The 18,620-nt window shown below is 42.0% G+C and carries 19 protein-coding genes; 4 read left to right on the forward strand and 15 right to left on the reverse strand.

The annotated features are described in order from the left end of the window. Nucleotides 1–11 precede the first annotated feature (11 nt). From J1C86_RS09400 to J1C86_RS09435, 8 genes are all read right to left on the reverse strand, one after another. Nucleotides 12–308: a YlxQ-related RNA-binding protein gene (locus J1C86_RS09400; protein WP_002893557.1), complete on the reverse strand. Its 297-nt coding sequence runs from the start codon at nt 306–308 to the stop codon at nt 12–14. Further along, nucleotides 301–597 (reverse strand): RNase P modulator RnpM, encoded by a 297-nt coding sequence (gene rnpM / locus J1C86_RS09405; RefSeq protein WP_002893558.1) that lies wholly within the window; start codon nt 595–597, stop codon nt 301–303. The genes J1C86_RS09400 and rnpM overlap by 8 nt, the downstream gene beginning before the upstream one ends. A gap of 10 nt (nt 598–607) precedes the next feature. Continuing rightward, entirely contained in the window at nt 608–1,864 is a 1,257-nt protein-coding gene (gene nusA, locus J1C86_RS09410) for a transcription termination factor NusA (RefSeq protein ID WP_185755749.1), read from the reverse strand. A 59-nt stretch (nt 1,865–1,923) separates the two neighbouring features. After that, a complete protein-coding gene (rimP, locus tag J1C86_RS09415; RefSeq protein WP_032912391.1) occupies nt 1,924–2,412 on the reverse strand; it encodes a ribosome maturation factor RimP in 489 nt (162 codons plus the stop codon). 199 nt (nt 2,413–2,611) lie between these two features. Further along, on the reverse strand, nt 2,612–3,250 hold the full coding sequence (gene trmB, locus J1C86_RS09420; protein ID WP_125405913.1) for a tRNA (guanosine(46)-N7)-methyltransferase TrmB: 639 nt from the start codon (nt 3,248–3,250) through the stop codon (nt 2,612–2,614). Further along, nucleotides 3,247–4,041: a cell cycle regulator CcrZ gene (gene ccrZ, locus J1C86_RS09425; protein WP_002893562.1), complete on the reverse strand. Its 795-nt coding sequence runs from the start codon at nt 4,039–4,041 to the stop codon at nt 3,247–3,249. The genes trmB and ccrZ overlap by 4 nt, the downstream gene beginning before the upstream one ends. A gap of 50 nt (nt 4,042–4,091) precedes the next feature. After that, on the reverse strand, nt 4,092–5,138 hold the full coding sequence (locus tag J1C86_RS09430) for an ABC transporter permease (RefSeq protein WP_125405916.1): 1,047 nt from the start codon (nt 5,136–5,138) through the stop codon (nt 4,092–4,094). Further along, entirely contained in the window at nt 5,135–5,866 is a 732-nt protein-coding gene (locus J1C86_RS09435; protein WP_032911853.1) for an ABC transporter ATP-binding protein, read from the reverse strand. The genes J1C86_RS09430 and J1C86_RS09435 overlap by 4 nt, the downstream gene beginning before the upstream one ends. A gap of 68 nt (nt 5,867–5,934) precedes the next feature. On the opposite strand from J1C86_RS09435, the gene J1C86_RS09440 reads away from it, so the two are divergent. After that, nucleotides 5,935–6,345, forward strand: coding sequence for an HIT family protein (locus J1C86_RS09440; RefSeq protein WP_125405919.1), 411 nt, complete (start codon nt 5,935–5,937; stop codon nt 6,343–6,345). A 9-nt stretch (nt 6,346–6,354) separates the two neighbouring features. Then, nucleotides 6,355–6,642 carry a hypothetical protein gene (locus tag J1C86_RS09445; protein WP_002896907.1) on the forward strand — a complete coding sequence of 96 codons (288 nt, stop codon included), beginning with the start codon at nt 6,355–6,357 and terminating at the stop codon, nt 6,640–6,642. A gap of 132 nt (nt 6,643–6,774) precedes the next feature. Here J1C86_RS09445 and J1C86_RS09450 read toward each other — a convergent pair whose 3' ends face one another. The 7 genes from J1C86_RS09450 to J1C86_RS09480 all read right to left on the reverse strand — a co-directional run bounded on the left by J1C86_RS09450 (nt 6,775) and on the right by J1C86_RS09480 (nt 16,076). Beyond that, nucleotides 6,775–9,435 (reverse strand): J domain-containing protein, encoded by a 2,661-nt coding sequence (locus J1C86_RS09450; protein WP_125405922.1) that lies wholly within the window; start codon nt 9,433–9,435, stop codon nt 6,775–6,777. 13 nt (nt 9,436–9,448) lie between these two features. Next, entirely contained in the window at nt 9,449–11,113 is a 1,665-nt protein-coding gene (locus tag J1C86_RS09455; RefSeq protein WP_125405924.1) for a molecular chaperone HscC, read from the reverse strand. Nucleotides 11,114–11,539: 426 nt separating this feature from the next. Then, nucleotides 11,540–12,778 carry a biofilm formation/cell division transcriptional regulator BrpA gene (brpA, locus tag J1C86_RS09460; protein ID WP_002908116.1) on the reverse strand — a complete coding sequence of 413 codons (1,239 nt, stop codon included), beginning with the start codon at nt 12,776–12,778 and terminating at the stop codon, nt 11,540–11,542. A 7-nt stretch (nt 12,779–12,785) separates the two neighbouring features. Continuing rightward, on the reverse strand, nt 12,786–13,307 hold the full coding sequence (locus J1C86_RS09465) for a GNAT family N-acetyltransferase (RefSeq protein ID WP_125409666.1): 522 nt from the start codon (nt 13,305–13,307) through the stop codon (nt 12,786–12,788). Next, the gene (gene tsaE / locus J1C86_RS09470) at nt 13,300–13,740 is read right to left on the reverse strand and encodes a tRNA (adenosine(37)-N6)-threonylcarbamoyltransferase complex ATPase subunit type 1 TsaE (RefSeq protein ID WP_002908115.1); all 441 of its coding nucleotides are present in this window, start codon (nt 13,738–13,740) and stop codon (nt 13,300–13,302) included. Before tsaE ends, J1C86_RS09465 begins: the two co-directional genes overlap by 8 nt. 139 nt (nt 13,741–13,879) lie before the next feature. After that, entirely contained in the window at nt 13,880–15,301 is a 1,422-nt protein-coding gene (locus tag J1C86_RS09475; RefSeq protein WP_125409664.1) for an NCS2 family permease, read from the reverse strand. A 145-nt stretch (nt 15,302–15,446) separates the two neighbouring features. Next, a complete protein-coding gene (locus tag J1C86_RS09480; protein ID WP_125409662.1) occupies nt 15,447–16,076 on the reverse strand; it encodes a DUF1361 domain-containing protein in 630 nt (209 codons plus the stop codon). 96 nt (nt 16,077–16,172) lie between these two features. Here J1C86_RS09480 and J1C86_RS09485 point away from each other — a divergent pair, with 96 nt between their 5' ends. Together J1C86_RS09485 and adhP are read left to right on the forward strand one after the other, a co-directional pair. Further along, the gene (locus J1C86_RS09485; protein WP_125405933.1) at nt 16,173–16,985 is read left to right on the forward strand and encodes a Cof-type HAD-IIB family hydrolase; all 813 of its coding nucleotides are present in this window, start codon (nt 16,173–16,175) and stop codon (nt 16,983–16,985) included. Between the two features lie 217 nt (nt 16,986–17,202). Further along, entirely contained in the window at nt 17,203–18,222 is a 1,020-nt protein-coding gene (gene adhP, locus J1C86_RS09490) for an alcohol dehydrogenase AdhP (protein ID WP_125405936.1), read from the forward strand. Nucleotides 18,223–18,620 lie beyond the last annotated feature (398 nt).

Consider the following 18,620-nt stretch of genomic DNA (forward strand, 5'->3'; position numbering starts at 1 on the left):
CTCCTCTTCTATTACATAAGAGACCTCATTTTCTTTGTAAAACCAGCATCTGTCACGGCAAGCACTTTTCTGGCCTTGCCAATGGCAGAGCTTAATTCCAGTGTTGAAAACACGGTTGATACTTCTACTTGGTAGTAACGACTTTTATCAGTGATTTTCTTGCTGAGATTAGGAGCTGCATCCTGGGCCAAAAAGACCAGATGTGCTTTTCCCTCCTGGATAGCTTTGACGGTCAGCTCCTCACCAGAAATGATGCGGCCAGCCCGCTGAGCCAGTCCCAGCAAATTTGCAAGTTTCTCTTTATTCAAGACCTAACTCTCTTCTTTTGACCTTATGATCGACATAAGCGATTAACTCATCATAAAAAGCCTCATCCACTTCCATACTGAAGCTGCGGTTAAAGACCCGCTTCTTCTTAGCTTGAAGAGCTTCTTGATTGTCCAGCTTGATATAAGCTCCACGGCCGTTGGCCTTTCCTGTCGGATCGATAAAGACTTGACCTTCCTTGTTCTTGACAATCCGCAGCAAATCACGCTTGTCAATCACTTCGTTGGACACCACTGATTTTCTTAAAGGGATTTTTCTTGTTTTTGCCATTCCAGCCCCCTTAGTCTAGTTCTTCAGCTTCGCTTTCTAAAGCAGCTGTTTCTAGTACAGTTTCCTCTGCAACTGCGTCAAAGTCTGTTGCTTCTGCTGCTGAAACTTCTGTCTCCAAAACAGCTGCTTCCGCAAGAATTTCTTCAGCTTCCTGAGCAAATCCGCCCAGTTCATTGGCTGCTTCCATTTCTTCAAACTCTGTGGCAGACTTGATATCGATTCTAAAGCCTGTCAAATGAGCTGCCAAGCGTACATTCTGTCCGCGACGGCCGATAGCCAGAGAAAGCTTGTTGTCCGGTACGACAACCAAGGCCCGCTTGTTATCTTCTTGGTTAAAGATAACTTGGTCAACCTCTGCAGGAGCAATAGCGTTGTAGATAAATTCAGCTGGATCTGCTACCCACTCGATGACATCGATATTTTCTTCAGTCGGCACCATACGCCCGCTCTTCGGATCGTATTTGGCAGGATGGAACTTGCTCGTAATTTTCTTGATATTAGCTCCACCGCGTCCGACGATTGTTCCGATGGCATCCACATTAGGGTTGTGGCTGCGAACCGCTACCTTGGTCCGATCGCCAGCTTCCCGCGATACGCTCATGATTTCCACAGTTCCGTCATAAACTTCTGGGATTTCTTGCTCCATCAAGCGCTTGATCATTTCTGGATGGCTGCGACTGACAAAGACATTGACACCGCGAGGGTTATCTTCTACCTTGTAGACAAAGACTTCGATGCGGTCATGAGAGGCAAAGACCTCACCAGGAATCTGGTCTTGCTTCGATAGTTGCGCTTCGATGCTACCAAGATTGACATAGATAAAGCGATTGTCAAAGCGCTCCACAGTTCCTGACATGATTTCATTTTCATGCTCTTTATAGGTATTGTAGGTGATTGCTCGGGTCTGCTTGCGCATCTTTTCCATGATGGTTTGCTTGGCTGACTGAGCAGCGACACGGCCAAATTCAGCTGGCGCTTCTTCAAACTTGATCTTATCTCCCAATTCATAGGCTGAACTGATAGCCAAGGCATCTTTGAGACTGATTTCCAAACGGCTGTCAAAGACCTCGTCCACGACTTCGCGAACAGTATAGACACGGAAATCTCCTGACTTTTCGTCAAACTCAATGGCTGCGCTGTCTGCCTGACCATAGCGACGACGATAGGCTGAGCGGAGTGACTCAGTCACTGCGTCAATGATATCTTCTTTCTTGATTCCTTTGTCTTCTTCCAAAATGCGGAAGGCCTCTAGCATTTCTTTACTCATTTTCATGTGACTTTTGCCGAAACAAAAGTGTTCCTTTCTTTTCTATATTGCTTCTGCGGCTAAAACTTAACGGCTAATCTGGCTTTGGAAACCAGACTGTAGGGAATTTCGACTTCTTTTCTGCGAGTCTTGTCCAGATATTCCATGTGCAGAACATCCTCTTCAAAGCTCAGCAAGGTGCCTTCAAAGACTTTCTGCTTGTCAACAGCCTTATAGAGACTGACATGGATATAACTGCCGACTGCATCGGATAGCTGTTCCTTGGTCTTGAGCGGACGCTCCAAGCCCGGACTGGTCACTTCCAGAAAATACTGTTCTGGGAAGGGATCTGGTTTGATTTGATCCAAGAGCGGACTGATAATATCCGTCAAATCCGCTGTATCATTGACCGTAATGCCCTCAGGCTTATCTACAAAAACACTGAGAACGTAGTCCCCGCCCATCTTTCCGTACTCAATATCGACTAATTCATAGGGGGCCAAAATGGCTGGTTCAATAACCTCCCTCACCAATTCAACAATCGTTGCGATATGACGACACCTCCTCACAGATAAGAGGCGAAGATACTTCCTCGCCTCTCTTTCCTTATTCATTACTAGTATTATAGCACGACAAGTCCCAGAATGCAAGGGAAATGTGCCGTACAAGCTTTTAAAGACAGAATGCCACTTAAAACGCTCTTATTTTTAAGCAACATTCTTTCCCAATAATAAAGTCTTCAAGGAGTATTTCCTCAAAGACTCTTTCTTATTCAAATGCTGCTTCCACCCGGTAGATGACTTGTCCCTTGTTAGCAAATTTCTGCTCATACTCAGTCAGGACATTGTCCTCAAAGTCGCTGGCATGCAAATCTAACCACACGCCCTTTAACTTCATACCATACTGAGAAAAGCTTACTAGGCTATACTCAAAAAGACCGCGGTTGTCCGTTTTGAAGTGGATTTCTCCATTTTCCGGCAAAATCTGCTGATAGGTCGCCAGAAAGGACTGATAGGTCAGACGGCGCTTTTCATGACGTTTCTTGGGCCAAGGATCTGAAAAGTTCAGATAGAGGCGGTCAATCTCGCCATCTTCAAAATAATCAGTCAGATCCGAACCGTCCACCCAGAGAAGCTTGATATTGGGCACATCCGTTGCTAGCACCTTGTCCAAGGCATAGCTGAGGACCGATTTCTGGATATCAATCCCGATATAGTTGATCTCAGGATTGGCCTTGGCCATGCCAGATACAAAGGCTCCTTTACCGCTGCCAACCTCTACATGAATGGGATGGTCATTGCCAAAAATCTCCCGCCATCTGCCCTTGGCGTCTGCCGGATTCAAAATCACATACTGGGGATGCGCCTCTAGCAGTTCCGTCGCTCCCTTTCGATTCCTTACTCTCATTGTCCTCTTCCGTATTTGGAACGGAAGTTTCGTAATGCGTAAATCTCCCGGTTCACATTTTCTAAATCATTGTTTTCATAGTATTTGGCAATCTGCATCAGATAAGAATACTGACCAAACCAGTATAGCTTATTGAAAACAGTCTGATTATACTTATAGCCATAAGCGCTCAGCCACTCTTGCCAGCCTGAATCAGGCACATAATGGCTCAAAATATGAGCTACATCCATCATCCTGTCTGTCAGGCGCACAGAATCCCAATCCACCAAGTAAATAAGCCCGCTGTCGGTCTCTACCCAGTTGCTGTGGCGCACATCTCCGTGAACGATGGTCGCATAATCCTCACGAAAGGCCGGCACTGTCTGGCGTAGGTCGCGGATGACTGATTGCAGATATTGATTATTCCTCAAAGCAAGCGGCACTTGATTGAGCCAAGCATTCAGTAAATCAGTTGGCGTTTCCAATGTATAGCCCAGCTTGGTCAGCTGAGTCATCAATGGGCGCGAGCGATGCAGCCGAGTCAAAATATTGATTACTTGCTTTTTGGACATATCATTTGGGGTCAGAATAGTGCCTGAAAGCCACTCCTGCCCGCTCATTACGTTGCCGTCCGGCATCCGGCGGCTCCACAAAAGCTGCGGTGCGATTTGTTCTCGAGCTAAGCCTGCTAAGATAGGGGTTGTATTCATCTTGACGAAAACGCGCCCCCCGTCCGGATAAGTCCCCATATAGGCCTTTCCGCTCTTACCAGCTATCGGTGTCAGGGTCAGCTCGTTATCAACCAAGTCCATATTTCCCCTCCGTAAAAAGTTTCTTTATCATTTTACTAATTTTACCTCTTTTAGTCAACCAATCTCCGTAACTTAAACGGCAGATAGAACAGATAGAGTAGGGCAGTCGCTCCCATCATGGCCAGCACTGCTGTCTTGTCTTGGAGAAATAGCAGTGCAGTCAGCACTTCAGCCAAGAGAACGCTGCTGCCAATAGATGTGATAATTTGTCTTGCTCCCTTCAGCTTTTCCCCTCTTTCTATCGGAAAAAGCTGGGTCAAAAACTGATAGTCAAAAGTTTCATACAAGGCCGTCAGCTGGAAGAGCAAGAGGTAATTGAACAAGACCGCAAAAGCTGCAGCAATCCAAGCTTGACTGACAAAAATCAAGGCCAAAAGAGCTAGAAAGAGCAGTCTTAAGGTCAGAGCAAAAAAGTCTCCATTTCGCAAGTAAGAGCGCAAAAAGAGATTCTGCCAGGTCTTGCTATGCTGCTTGCCCACAAGTCTCGTCAAACCATCCAGATAGGCCCGGCGCTTGACACTATTTGAAATGCCTTTAACATTGGTAAAGAGAGCAAAGAAACGGAGAATCGTCTGCTTTCGGGCTGCTTCATAAGCGACCAGAACCTGCCAATCTAAACCATTTTCAGTAAAGAACTTCTTAGCCTTAGCCTGAAACAAAAACCATTTTAAGACTAGCATAAGGAGGCAGTAAAGCCCGAAGCCCCAAACAGGCAATCCCAGAGCCAGAAAAAGCGGAGCTAACAGTAGCAATAGCCCTGTCTGTAAGACTGCGTACAAGAGATAGGAACGCAGAATCTGAGCCTTGATAAAAGCCCTGACTTCTGCTTCTCTGACCAAGAGAAAGAGAGCATCCGGCTTTTCCAGATAGGTCGCAATCCGTCCAAAAGGCAGGATAAAGAGCGATAGAATAACTAGACTGGCAATAATCGGGAGGTGATTGGTCGGGAAATGCCGCAAAAGCTGACTGTACTGAACACCTAAAAATCCCATAAAAATCAGAAGAAAGAGCACGAAATGATCATTAAAAACATAGCGCAGGTATTTCAGACACTGCTGACGAAAATCCTGCTTTCGTTTGGCAAATAATTCTTTCATAGCGCCGCCTCTTCTGTCAGGGCTAGATAGATGTCATTCAGACTAGCATCCGGCATTTGAAATTGGGCCCGCAACTCAGTCAAGCTGCCCTTGGCCCGTACTTGACCCTTGTGCAAGATTACAAAACTATCGCACATCTTCTCGGCAGAGTCCAGAACATGGGTGCTCATCAGAATCGACTTGCCCTTCTTCTTTTCCTCATCCAAGAGCTGGATAAGGTCTGCAATAGCTACCGGATCCAGTCCCAGAAAAGGCTCATCTACGATAAAAAGGCTGGGATCAACTACAAAAGCACAGATAATCATCACTTTTTGCTTCATCCCTTTTGAAAAGTGAACAGGGAACCAATCCAGTTTTTCCTTGAGTCGGAACATTTCCAATAACTTATCCACGCGCTTAAAAGCTGTTTCCTGCTCAATGTCGTATGCCATAGCTACCGTTTCAATGTGCTCGCGCAGGGTTAATTCTTCGTAGAGACTGGGCGTTTCAGGAATAAAACCGATTTTCTTGCGGTAATCACTAGGATTAGTCCGCAGCTCCAGCCCATCAATTTGAATCTGCCCCTTATAAGGCGTCAAAAGACCGATAATCTCATTGATAGTCGTGGACTTGCCCGCACCGTTGAGACCAATCAGACCAACCAGCTGGCCATTTCCCACTTCAAAGCTGACATCCTTTAAAACCGGGATATTAACATAGCCGCCCGTAAGCTCTTTGATTTCTAACATATTTTCTCCGAATTCTGGTATAATGGTTCTTATATTATAACAAAATCTAGCGAATAGAGGTACCATTTATGGCTGATTGTATTTTTTGTAAAATTATTGCCGGAGAAATCCCTTCTTCTAAAGTCTATGAAGACGAGAAAGTCCTTGCTTTTCTGGATATTTCTCAGGTAACACCAGGTCATACCTTGGTTGTCCCTAAAGAGCATTTCCGAAATGTGCTGGATATGGATGCCGACAGCACCAGTCAGCTCTTTGCTCGCTTACCTGACATTGCCCGTAAGGTGATGAAAGCCACAGGTGCAGCTGGTATGAATATCATCAACAACAACGAAGAAATCGCTGGACAGACTGTCTTTCATACCCATGTGCATTTGGCACCGCGCTACAGTGATGCAGATGACCTCAAGATTACTTTCGCAGCCCACGAACCAGACTTCCCAGCTCTAGCCGAATTAGCTGAGAAGATTACACAAGCTTAAGGAGAGACTATGAAACTGTCAAATATTTTCCTATTTATCGGTGCTGCAGCAGCCAGCTACAAGCTGGTTGAAAACCGACAAAAAATTCAAGAAGAAATCATTGAAACAACAGATAGTCTAGACAAAGTAAAGGACAGTCTAGCCAATATCCAACGAAATATTGCCATCATTCAAGAGCAAAAAGAGCAAGTCAAAGACATCGCTCAAGATCTTACTTATAAATATAAAGTCCTTGAAAACCAAGCTCAAGTGCAGATCCAGCAAGTCAAAGACATCTGGGAAAAGTACGAGTCGTGATAGAGAAAAACTCCAGCTAAAAACTGGAGTTTTTCTCTATCAAAAGGTGCTGTTTTTGAAATACGAAGTGGTTCTCTGAAAATTTTTTCTACATCTATTTATCGCAACTTATTATTCCTAATAAAACAGAGATTATTTTCCTTTACGGATATTTCGAAAAAGGAGGATTAGCATAAGGACAAATAGTCCTTCTAGAAAGAAGAAAGCAACCTCACTATTCATTATAAGGGAGTCAACTTCAATATTATATCGGCGTAACCCTGCTATATTGAAAAATAGAATCCTAAGAAATCGTCGAAGAAAGATAAACAGCTGCAAACTATAAATTATGAAGACCTTTTTAACTCCAATTATTAAACTTTGTTCTTTTGTAAAATAAGACATAGCAACAGCATTTAATAGCAGCATGACTGTTAGGCTAAGGGTGTCTTGCCGAAGAATCATAGGATCAAAGTAACTAAGTCTAAAGTGAATGAGAGGAGAAAATTGAAAAAGAAGAATCCCTATTAAACTTGGAAAGAAAATTTTCTTAAGCGAAGGCGGAAAGTCTAGACTCAATCTCGTAAAGGACAAAATAATGAGCAGGATAATCAGAATAATGCTATAGAATATGACAACACCTGAAACCAATTGACTTCTTTTTGCCAAAGCAGAAAGAAAACCAGCAGAAAGAAAAATACCAACAGGAGTAAGCCAATCTAGTGAATAATTCCATTTTGGACCCTTATTAACCTTAAATCCATCAATAAAGCAGAAAAATGTTATAAAAGAGAGTCCAACGATAAGTCCAAGAGGTAAAAACGGAATGGCTAAGAAAAGGAATAAAATTCCCATAACCCACATATTGAGATTGTAGTAAAGTTTGGGCTTCATACCTCGAGCAAAATCCCCTTCTTCCATGGGTGTTTGTCGCATTCTCAATATATAATAGTAAAAAAGAGATACCATTCCTACATAAACCCAAGAATTTAATCCAAGACGTTGCTCTTGGATACTTTGTATGAGGCTAAATACAGTCAAAACAGCAAATACAAACTGCAGAAATTTATTGGTGAATATCTGTCTTTTTTTCCAAGATGAATAGGATAGTTTCGACTTCGGATAACTGAGCTCATAGGCATAGGCTGTCATCTCTTCAAGTTTCTTGTCCGTCTCCTCTGTCATCATATGTGGAGCAATTTTAGAAGTAGTAAATCTTCCAAGAACAAATCTCAAGACTTCTCCATCTGTGAAGCGTCGATACTCCTTGTATATCTGTTCAAACAAGACAGTTAGAATACGAGGCTTTTCTTTAAAATATTGCTTCCACTCATCCCAATCATTGATGAGTTCATCACTTTTCGTTAGTTTTTCAACATAAAGATAGCCTTCGTAATACCAATATTCAAAATTCTCCTTATTATCTAGTTCAAACTCTTTTACAACAGAAGGATAGGACTGAACAATATTCCAGAATTGTAGCTTTTTCAGATAGGGATTTGACTCCTCGTTACTTGAACGCTCTACAAATTGGAGTATCAGGGTTAAAACCTTTTTATTCTTTAAAGGATAGACATCCACTTTTTCTAACAAAGATAGTAAAAGTGATTGATCCTTAACCCTTTCAAAAAGAAATTGCCAATCACGCAATAGACTATAGTCGTCTTCATAATGAGCGTTTAGCAGTTCATAAAAAACTACCTCAACCTCATCAGGGTTATCTAAAGAGTATTGATTAAAGTCAACATTTTCACCAAGTTTTACCTTTAATTTCTTTAAGTACTCAGCTAGGTCATCAAACTGTTCACGATCCTCTTCAAACATTACTTGTCGCACCTTTTCAAGGATATAAGTTAAAGTAGGGACACTCTTAATTATGTGACGCTTCTGACTCACTTGAAACAGCACGACAAAAGCAAGATGCGGGTGCTTAAAAAAATCTATCCAAGATGTTAGTTGATTTGCTTTTTTAGAATCTTTGAGAATTTCTTGGCATAAAAGATATGAAGCGTAAAATTGCTCAGTCTCTTCTTTTGCACTTGCAATAGATTTCTGTTGTTCTACTGCCTCTGCCCTTTTGATTTCCCAATGATTCAGTTTGTAATAGTAACTCCAGTTGCGAAAATCAGGGACATAGTCCTTCAGTAAAGGTATGATGATAGAGAATTGTTCAGACTTGTTAAAAATATAAACATCCATTTCCTCTAGGACAGTTTGAACAGCACTCATGTCATATCTATACTGACTAAAGAACTGGCTCCAAAGATTTTCTTGCTCTTCAAAGCTATAATCAGCATTGCCGATTATGTTTTCAATCGAATTCCGAATTATATACGAAGTTTCATTATAGCCGCTAAAATCCAGGGTAGACTTTGCGGTTTCTTCTTGTAACTGCGCTTCCTCCACCTTCAACGTTTCAAAGTTTAGAGAAGTCTCTGGTTCTTCATAGTTTCCGATTGAAGCAGTTGAGCTTTTATAGTCACTAAAGTCAAGTAGAGACTTTGCACCTTCCTCTTGCGACTGCTCCTCTTCTATATGTAAAGTATCAAAATCAAGGGAACTTGAAGCAGAGTCTTGGGTTTCCTCACCTGTCTGACTTTCTTGCTGATGGGAAATCGGTTTTCTTAGACCAGTCTCTGAGCTAGCATTGATTGATCTTGCATAATCTAAGGCTACTTGATAGGCTTCAACAATTTGCTGATAGATTTCTGGTTGGTCTTCAGGATGATAATGTCGAACCAGCTCAGCATAACGTCTCCGAATTGCTTTGACATCATGAGTTGGCTCAATACCTAAAGTTTCCCATATACTCATATTTTCTCCTCTCTTACAACCCTCGTTCTAGATAATCTAAGTAACGAGAAAATGACTGGTAAACCTTAGGTAATTGATAGACAGACGCCTGTTTGACCTCTTCCTCAAATCTCTTTGTTTCCTCCATCAGATTATCTCTTCTCCTGCCGAGTAGCATACTATAGACGCGATTGGCCTTCTCAATCAAGAAGCGGTAGACCTCTGTCTCCTGTGCATTAATCTTATAGCGAGATAATTCAGATTGTTTGACCTTGATTTCCTTTTCTGTCAGCGTAATACTATCTTGCAAGATGACATGGCTAAAGATTTCTTGAGTCGAGTCAATTTTCACTTCCACATCCAATATTCCATTAAGATCATAGGTGAATCGGACTGTAAAACCTTCATTAGCTCGATAATTTACAGGAACTGGAACTTCCAGTTCTCCTAAGAATAAGTTTTGGGTCGCCTTCATCATCTCGCCTTGGTAGACCTTTATCTTCACCTGGCTCTGTCCCACTTCAGCAGTATAGTAATGCTCCAACCGCGAAGCAGGGAGGGTGGAATTTCGCTCTATTATTGGTGAAAAATGATCACCGACTACCTTAATACCGAGTGTGAACGGGCAGATATCAGAAAGCAACAGGTCTCGTATCTCTCCTTGACGTTGCTTGATTCCTGCAAGGAGCGCACATCCTCTTGCAATCATCAGATCGGGATTATCAGATACTTGCACCTTTTGATCAATACAGTAAGATAGAAAATCCTGAACCAATCTCAATTTTGAAGTTCCCCCAACTAGGACAAAATTATCAGAGCTTACATAGCTAAAACGTGCATCCATCAAAGCGCGGTCTAAAACTGACTTAACACGGGCTAACAGAGGTTGACAAAGCTCATAAAAACGCTGGTAGGTCAAATTTAAAGAATATCTCTGTTCCTGGTCAAGTACTGACATTTTCACTTCTTCTTTGTCATTCAAGTCCAACTTAGTTTTCTCAGCTTGCACCAAAATTTTGCTATAGAATTCGCGCGAAATGGAGTCCTTGGTCAATTGATTGAAGACTAAAAATTCCTCAGCAATAGCTGCAGTGAAATCCTCTCCTCCCAAACGATTGTCACCTGCTATAGACACAATCTCAACAATATTATCAAACAACTCTACAACGGAGATATCCAGAGTACCTCCACCAAAATCGACTACAATGAAAGATTGATCCTCTTGATGACTCACGGATCTTTTAGCAAGGGCAGCTGCAGAAGGTTCATTGATAATACGATCAATCTTAACCCCTGCAAATTTTCCTGCTATTTTTGTCGCATAGCGCTGAGCATCATTGAAATAGGCTGGTACACTAACGATAACTTCATCAACTTTCTCTCCAAGATAAGTTTCTGCATCATCTACCAACTTTCGAATCACAAAAGAGCTTAATTCTTCAGCCTTATAAGTTCTATGTCCTAGTCTTAAGTCGTGCTTAGTTCCCATAAAGCGTTTAAATTGAGAAACAGTCTTGTCAGAATGAGTGACCAAGCGCTCCTTAGCGATTTTCCCAACTATGATTTCGTCATTATCGTCTAAGGCCACAACAGAAGGAGTCAAAAACTCTCCAAAAGCATTTGGGATCAGCTTAACCTGACCGTCTTGATAAACTCCAACCAAAGAATTTGTTGTTCCTAAATCAATACCTACAATCATACTTCTTCTAACTCCAAATTTTTATACATATTCCCATTATACAGGAAATATTCTATTTTTTTAAGAAAAATCTGCTAGTCATACAACACAGGCACGAAAAAATGTATGCAACTTTTTCTAGCTACATACATTTTTCAAGATATTTTTGTTTTTACATTCAAACTTGTTCATTTTTACTATTTCGGTTTGATTATACTATGAAACTTTAAAATAATATTATAGGAAAAAACTACTGTCAGAAAACATTATTTCTTCATATGCTTGTAGTGCATCACTTGCTAGATTCAATTCAATAATAACAAGAGAAGTTTGATATAATTGACAAATGTTTTAAAAAGAGAGAATCAATAACAACTTCACTTGATGTTACTTTTTGTCACCAACTACAATTTACAAAGAGCTGGCCTCTTTTTATATTTAACTTTTTTACTCTGTAGTCGTATTGACTACTGGCTGACTTTGCGGGGTGCTGACACTGACATCTGCCGCTGGGGCAGAGGAAGCCGCTGGAGCAACTGGAGTTGTATTCGTCGTTCCAACTGTTGTATCTGTCGTTGGATAAGAATAATTCTCATAACCATTATTATAAGTAGGCTGACTATAAGAATTCTGGTAACTGCTATAGCTTTCTGTGCTACTAGATGTACTGCTGCTATTGCTGCTTCTTAGACTGTTGCCGCCCATAATATCTTCATAGAGAACAGCATTGGTCTTCAGACTCTTAACTGTATCCAAGCCCAGAGACTTGCGGATTAGATTCTGCATGCTCAACAAATGCTCCGACGTCACTAGCTGATAGCTTCCACCGTCAGGCAAGGTCGCATCTTCTCCACGCAGCTGTTCAGACTTGATGTTTTTAAAGGCATCCTGATAGCCTAGCAGTTGTGGAATGCTTTTTGAATCAAGCGCGATATTGGTCTGCATGTTGCTGCTGACAGCTTTTAAAATAGCCTGATAATGGCTGACACTGTTGAGACTGAGAACTTTTTCAACCACTTTCTTAATTACTTCACGTTGACGCTTTTGGCGGCCATAGTCACCCTCTGGATCCTGATAGCGCATGCGAGCATAGACAAGCGCCTGATCACCATTGATGGTTTGCTTGCCTGGCTCAACCTTGGCAGTATACTCAGGCTCATTATCCTCAATAGAAATTGGGAAGTCAAAGGTATTATTAACCTCAATACCACCTACTGCGTCTACTAACTGAACCAAGCCCTGCATATTAATCATCACATAGCGGTCAATGTGGATATTCATCAGGCTCTCAATAGTCGAAATGGCTAACTCTGCTCCGCCATTCGCATAGGCAGCATTCAGTTTGGCTTCAACTGTCTGACCGTTCTCATCAATCTGAGTCAAAATATCACGTTCCAAACTCATCATGACTGTTTTCTTGGTCTTTGGATTGACACTCAGGAGAATCATGGTATCGCTGTTCCCAACCCAAGTATCCTCGCGGGAGCCGCTCCCTGTATCCACTCCCATCAGCAAGATGGTCATGGGCTTAGTCGCAGAAATGACATCCGTCTCATTTCCCAAGCCCTTATAAGTCTTGGACAGTTCATCTGTTGACTGACCATAAATCGTCCATGCATAAGTACCAATACCAGCTGTCGTTACGACAAGGAGGCTGAGAAACATCATTATAATCTTTTTAAACATATCTTTTTTAGTCTATCAGTTTACCCATCAGGTAAACATCAAGAAATATCCCTTCTTTTAAATAGGCTCCTCTTTTTTGTAAGCCTTCAATTTCAAATCCTAAATCTTTATAGAGGTGAACCGCTCGTTCATTTCTAACCTGAACGCTCAATTCCAAACGTCTAATATCCTGAGAATCTTCTGCCCAAGCCAGTGCCTCTTCTAGCAATATGCGTCCCAGTCCTTGGTTCCAGAAAGCTTTCTTCACCGCGACAAAGACTTGACCAATATGGCGAATTCGCTCATGGAAATCAGCTGTGATGCTGACAAGACCGGCAATCTCACCATTTAAAAGAGCCAACAAGTAAAGCTGATTACTGGAAGCAGCCTGATGCTCAATGAATGAAGCCATCTCCTCTTGATTCATCAAAATTCCAGCTTCATCCAGCGTCATATAATCTGACTCAGACCCGACCTGATTGAGGAAGGCAATCAGCTCAGCTGCATCTGTTTTTTCCGCTTCTCGCAAGCACAATTCATATTCAGTCATTCTGCAGTCCCTCAAGCAGCTCTTGGGCTCGCTTTCCTTGGGCTTCAAAAACCAATTCACGTCCATCTTCCTTTTTCAAGAGGCTTAATTTTAAATAGTTATCAGGCAGATTTTCTCCCAGCAGCTCCCCCCATTCAATGACCGTCACACCCTCCCCGAAGAGAAAGTCATCCAAATCAATGGAATCTGGATCGTCTCCGACGCGGTAGACATCCAGATGATAGAGCGGCAAGCGCCCCTCGTATTCCCGAACAATGGTATAGGTTGGACTTTTAATCATCTGACTGATGCCCAAACCTAGAGCCAGACCCTTAGTAAAGGTTGTCTTCCCTGCTCCTAAATCTCCCGTTAAAACCAGTACGTCCCCTGCCTGAAGCAATTTGCCCAGACGTTGACCCCACTGAATTAATTCTTCCTCATTATGACTAAACATTCTCTTATTATACCAGAAAAAAATTTTTTCTGCTTAATTTTGCAAAAGAAAAATCAGCCGCAAAAAGCTGATTTTTTATACTGAAAATATAAGCTATCCAAACTTCACTAGACACAAGGAAATCCAGCAATGTTTAGACCTAATTTAAAGCCAGATTTACGAAATTCAAAATAAAGAGAAGATCCAAAATCCAAATCATAGAATGCACATCCTTAGCTTGACCTTTGAAGATTTTGACCAAAGTGTAGGTAATAAATCCAGCTGCTATCCCGTGAGTGATAGAGTAGGCAAATCCCATAAAAATAGAAGTAAAGAAAGCTGGAATGGCTTCTGCCATATCATCCCAATGGATATTTTTCAGACTAGCTAGCATCATAATCCCCACAATAATCAGAATCGGTGCAGTTGCAGCGTTAGGAACAATGGCTAAAAGCGGACTAAAGAAGCTTGACACCGTAAAGCAGATGGCTACGACCAAGGCGGTCAGACCTGTTCGGCCTCCAGCTCCGATACCAGCTGCAGACTCCACATAAGTCGTCACGTTAGAGGTTCCAGCAATGGCTCCAATAGAGGTTCCGATGAGGTCCGAGTAAAGCGCCTTATCCAAACCTTCTGATTCATGGTTTTCCCCAGAAGTCGCCACAATCCCGACCTTTTCACCAGTCCCAATCAAAGTACCAATAGTATCAAAAATATCTGTCAAGGAGAAAGCCAGAATGGCCATACAGGTCTGGGGCCAGCGAGCTGAATCTGCCAAAAGGGCACCCAGACCTTTCGGGCCTACTGCCACCCCAAAAATCTGTCCCAGTTCATTAACAGCAGTACCAATGTTATTCTGCCCAAAGTCAATAGCTGACAAATCAACCAAGCCAACCAGAATAGCTACCACTGTCGTTACTAGGATGGATAGGATAACCCCACCCTTGATATTTTTCACGATAAAGAAGATTGTGATGGCCAAACCGACCAGGGCTACTAGGACCGCTGGATTGTTAAAGTCTACCAGACCTGGAGTTGCTGCTGAATTAGCTGTAATAGCCGCTGCAGCCTTATCTGCACCTTTGCCAGCTACTGTATAATTGCCCGGATCGATTGAAAACTTGAGCAAGCCAGCATTTTTAATACCTACATAGGCCAGAAAGACTCCGATCCCAGCTGAAATAGCTGCTCGCAAGGAGCCTGGAATTGACTCAATGATCATCTTACGCACCTTGGTCAAAGTGATAATGAGTGAAATAATCCCGCAGATAAAGACCATGGCCAAGGCTTCCTGCCAAGTATAGCCCAAGGCAAAGACGACCGTAAAAGTGAAAAAGGCATTCAGCCCCATACCCGGTGCCTGCGCATAAGGCAAATTGGCAAAGAAGGCCATCATCAAGGTTCCGGCAACAGCCCCGATAATCGTAGCTAGGAAAACACCCTGCTTGGGCATACCTGTCTGAGCCAGCATGGCCGGATTGACGAATAAAATGTAGGACATGGCAAAGAAAGTCGTCAGACCTGCCAAAACCTCTGTCCGGACATCTGTCCCTTTTTCGGTCAGTTTGAAAAATTTATCCATTTTTCAATAAATCTCCTTTTGAGTAAAATTTCTAATATCTAGTTCAAAAACAAAGAAAAACAGATCGAATTTCATTTATTCGCGAACGATAGTTTAAATTATAATAAAAAACATTCACTTTTTCAAGGTGAATGTCTCGCTGTTCTTATTTTTTATTATCTTTCATCAGAAATACCAAACTCATAAACTGTAAAAAGGTAAAACCAAGAATGAAAGGCAGTCGATCAGGCTGCAAAGTTTGCAAGAGTTTCTGTAGAACCAGCTGTGGATGAAGTAATAAATCCCAGCTATTGAGGCGATCATAACGTCCTATGTAGATAGCCAGACTGGACACAGCCGACAGAGCTGCCGTCAGCAATAGATCCAAATACCAGTTAAGCTTCCAACGCTCCTTGATGACATACCAGCTCTCCATACCACAGAAAATCCCGAATAAAATACTGGAAACAAAAGCTAAAAAGAGCAGAAAAACACTTGGCTTACTCAGAACATCTGCTACCCAAGTCATATGAATCAAATCAGTAATCATATAGAAAGTGTTGGGGAAGAAAAGCAACCACAACAGGAAAAGAAGAGGATAGATCCACTTCTGTTTCTTGAATAAAAGCGTCAATACAGCAGCATCATAGCTGATTAAGGCCAAGGTCATATTCCAGATGAGATAGGTAGGACCGCCATTTAGAGATTGTATATAGATAAAAAAGGCAATCATCAGAAAAAGAGCATGAATCATGATCGGTTTACGCATACGAAAAGCTCCTCCTCGGTGTGTCATAATTGTGACTGATTAGAGCACCATTATAACATAAGTCGTGTTATTTACACTGAATTCTGTTATAATAGTCTGTATTATCACTGAAAAGAGACTCACATGACAAAAAAAGTAATCGCTGTGGACTTGGACGGAACCTTGCTGGATTCTAACAGCAATCTGTCTGACTTCACCAAAGAAACTATCAAAAAAATTTCCCAAAAGGGCCACAAGGTCATTATCACAACAGGCCGGCCCTATCGCATGGCTTTGAAATATTATAAAGAATTAGAGCTCAAAACGCCCATGATCAACTTCAACGGCTCTTTGACTCACATCCCAGAAAAGAAATGGGACTTTGAAAAATCGCTGACGCTGGATAAGTCCTTTCTGCTGGATATGGTTAAGCGCAAGGATGAGATTGAAGCAGATTTCATTGCTGGCGAATACCGCAATAAGTTCTACATCACCAATCCCAATGAAGAAATTGCTGATCCTAAGCTATTTGGCATCGATGCTTTTAAGCCTGAAAATCAGTTTCAAGCCAACTTGGTAACGGAGAATCCTAACGCCATTCTCCTGCAGACGCGAGCAGCTGATAAATATGCTCTGGCAGAGGAAATGAATGCTTTTTACCAGCATGAACTTGCTATCAACTCTTGGGGCGGGCCGCTCAACATTCTCGAGTGTGCTCCAAAAGGGGTCAATAAGGCCTTCGCCCTTCAGTACCTGCTTAATGTTCTCAATGTGGATCGTAAAAATCTGATTGCCTTTGGTGATGAGCAAAATGATACTGAGATGCTGTCCTTTGCTGGCACTGGCTATGCCATGAAAAATGCCAATACTGACCTGCTGCCCTACGCCGACCAGCAATTATCTCTGACTAACGACCAAGATGGTGTCGCCCACGAACTCAACAAACTATTTTTATAAAAGTAGACAATTTGGCAAACTCTGTTTGAGAGTTTGTCTTTTCTTTTGTGTCTTCTCTCGACCTCAATCATGCTCAAAAGCTTTAAAAATAGAAGCTTATCCGCAGTACCATAGTTTTAAAGGTTACTTCTGCTTGAAATTGTAAGCGTTCGCTATTTGTTTGAGTTTGTGATATAATTAACATAATCAAAAACTAAATAACAGGAGGAAACTACTTATGAAAGCAGTTGTTGTAAATCCAGAGGGAACTAATGTCCAACTCATCGAAAATAAAGAAATGCGTCCTCTTGAAACAGGGGAAGCTCTCGTTGATATCGAATACTGTGGTGTCTGCCATACGGATTTGCACGTCGCGCACGGCGACTTTGGCAAGGTACCGGGCCGCGTTCTTGGCCATGAAGGTATCGGCATTGTCAAAGAAATCGCTCCAGATGTAAAAAGCCTCAAAGTCGGAGACCGCGTCAGTGTCGCTTGGTTCTTTGAAGGCTGTGGCGCTTGTGAATACTGTACAACTGGCCGCGAAACCCTTTGCCGTACTGTAAAAAATGCTGGTTATTCTGTTGACGGTGGGATGGCAGAGCAATGTATCGTAACAGCCGATTATGCTGTCAAAGTTCCTGAAGGACTGGATCCTGCCCAAGCTTCTTCTATCACTTGTGCCGGTGTAACTACCTACAAGGCTATCAAAGAAGCTCAGTTGCAGCCAGGCCAATGGACAGTTATCTTTGGAGCAGGTGGATTGGGTAACCTAGCGGTTCAATATGCCAAGAAAGTCTTTAATGCCCATGTTGTTGCTGTTGATATCAACAATGACAAACTCGCTCTGGCCAAAGAAGTTGGTGCTGACATCGTCATCAACGGTCATGAAGTTGAAGATGTCACTGCTCTTATCCAAGAAAAAACTGGCGGTGCACATTCTGCCGTAGTAACAGCCGTTTCTAAAGTTGCCTTCAACCAAGCTGTTGACTCTGTTCGTGCTGGCGGTCGGGTAGTTGCCGTTGGATTGCCATCTGAAATGATGGACCTCAGCATTGTCAAAACTGTTTTAGATGGTATCCAAGTCATTGGTTCCCTCGTTGGTACACGCAAGGACTTGGAAGAAGCCTTCCAGTTTGGTGCTGAAGGATTAGTGGTTCCTGTCGTTCAAAAGCGCCCTGTTTCAGATGCAGTGGATGTCTTTGACGAAATGGAAGCGGGTACCATTCAGGGACGTATGGTACTTGACTTCACACACTAATACTTTAAAACATGTCAATCCCAACATTTACCAAGCTCTTGGAAACGTATGATGGACAGACTTGATATTATTTAGAAACTTTTGCCATTATAGAGGGAGACTAAAGACATTAGATGCGATTTTTTGTCTTTGGTCCTCCTCTTTCTTTTTTGAAAAATAAACACTTTCTCAAACACGATTCTTTTCTTTCATTTCAAAAGTCTCTTTCATATTATTTCACACTTTTTTCATATGTTAATCTGTTGTATTTTCCGTTTTCCTAATTTATTAAAACATTTCTATAGCTATGGTTTGCTTATACCTATATTTATCAGGCATTCAGTGAATACTGACATTTTTGAAAGAAAAAGTCGTTTTTAGGAACAAACGCTTGCATTTTTCATGAAAACGTTTTATAA

The organism is Streptococcus sanguinis (genome assembly GCF_050220005.1).
GTDB lineage: Bacteria > Bacillota > Bacilli > Lactobacillales > Streptococcaceae > Streptococcus > Streptococcus sanguinis_Z.

Coding starts and splice junctions, on each gene's coding strand:
- rnpM (WP_002893558.1), bottom strand. CDS start 597: ATGGCAAAAACAAGAAAAATCCCTTTAAGAAAATCAGTGGTGTCCAAC.
- nusA (WP_185755749.1), bottom strand. CDS start 1,864: ATGAGTAAAGAAATGCTAGAGGCCTTCCGCATTTTGGAAGAAGACAAA.
- trmB (WP_125405913.1), bottom strand. CDS start 3,250: ATGAGAGTAAGGAATCGAAAGGGAGCGACGGAACTGCTAGAGGCGCAT.
- ccrZ (WP_002893562.1), bottom strand. CDS start 4,041: ATGGACTTGGTTGATAACGAGCTGACCCTGACACCGATAGCTGGTAAG.
- J1C86_RS09430 (WP_125405916.1), bottom strand. CDS start 5,138: ATGAAAGAATTATTTGCCAAACGAAAGCAGGATTTTCGTCAGCAGTGT.
- J1C86_RS09435 (WP_032911853.1), bottom strand. CDS start 5,866: ATGTTAGAAATCAAAGAGCTTACGGGCGGCTATGTTAATATCCCGGTT.
- J1C86_RS09440 (WP_125405919.1), top strand. CDS start 5,935: ATGGCTGATTGTATTTTTTGTAAAATTATTGCCGGAGAAATCCCTTCT.
- J1C86_RS09445 (WP_002896907.1), top strand. CDS start 6,355: ATGAAACTGTCAAATATTTTCCTATTTATCGGTGCTGCAGCAGCCAGC.
- J1C86_RS09450 (WP_125405922.1), bottom strand. CDS start 9,435: ATGAGTATATGGGAAACTTTAGGTATTGAGCCAACTCATGATGTCAAA.
- J1C86_RS09455 (WP_125405924.1), bottom strand. CDS start 11,113: ATGATTGTAGGTATTGATTTAGGAACAACAAATTCTTTGGTTGGAGTT.
- brpA (WP_002908116.1), bottom strand. CDS start 12,778: ATGTTTAAAAAGATTATAATGATGTTTCTCAGCCTCCTTGTCGTAACG.
- J1C86_RS09465 (WP_125409666.1), bottom strand. CDS start 13,307: ATGACTGAATATGAATTGTGCTTGCGAGAAGCGGAAAAAACAGATGCA.
- tsaE (WP_002908115.1), bottom strand. CDS start 13,740: ATGTTTAGTCATAATGAGGAAGAATTAATTCAGTGGGGTCAACGTCTG.
- J1C86_RS09475 (WP_125409664.1), bottom strand. CDS start 15,301: ATGGATAAATTTTTCAAACTGACCGAAAAAGGGACAGATGTCCGGACA.
- J1C86_RS09480 (WP_125409662.1), bottom strand. CDS start 16,076: ATGACACACCGAGGAGGAGCTTTTCGTATGCGTAAACCGATCATGATT.
- J1C86_RS09485 (WP_125405933.1), top strand. CDS start 16,173: ATGACAAAAAAAGTAATCGCTGTGGACTTGGACGGAACCTTGCTGGAT.
- adhP (WP_125405936.1), top strand. CDS start 17,203: ATGAAAGCAGTTGTTGTAAATCCAGAGGGAACTAATGTCCAACTCATC.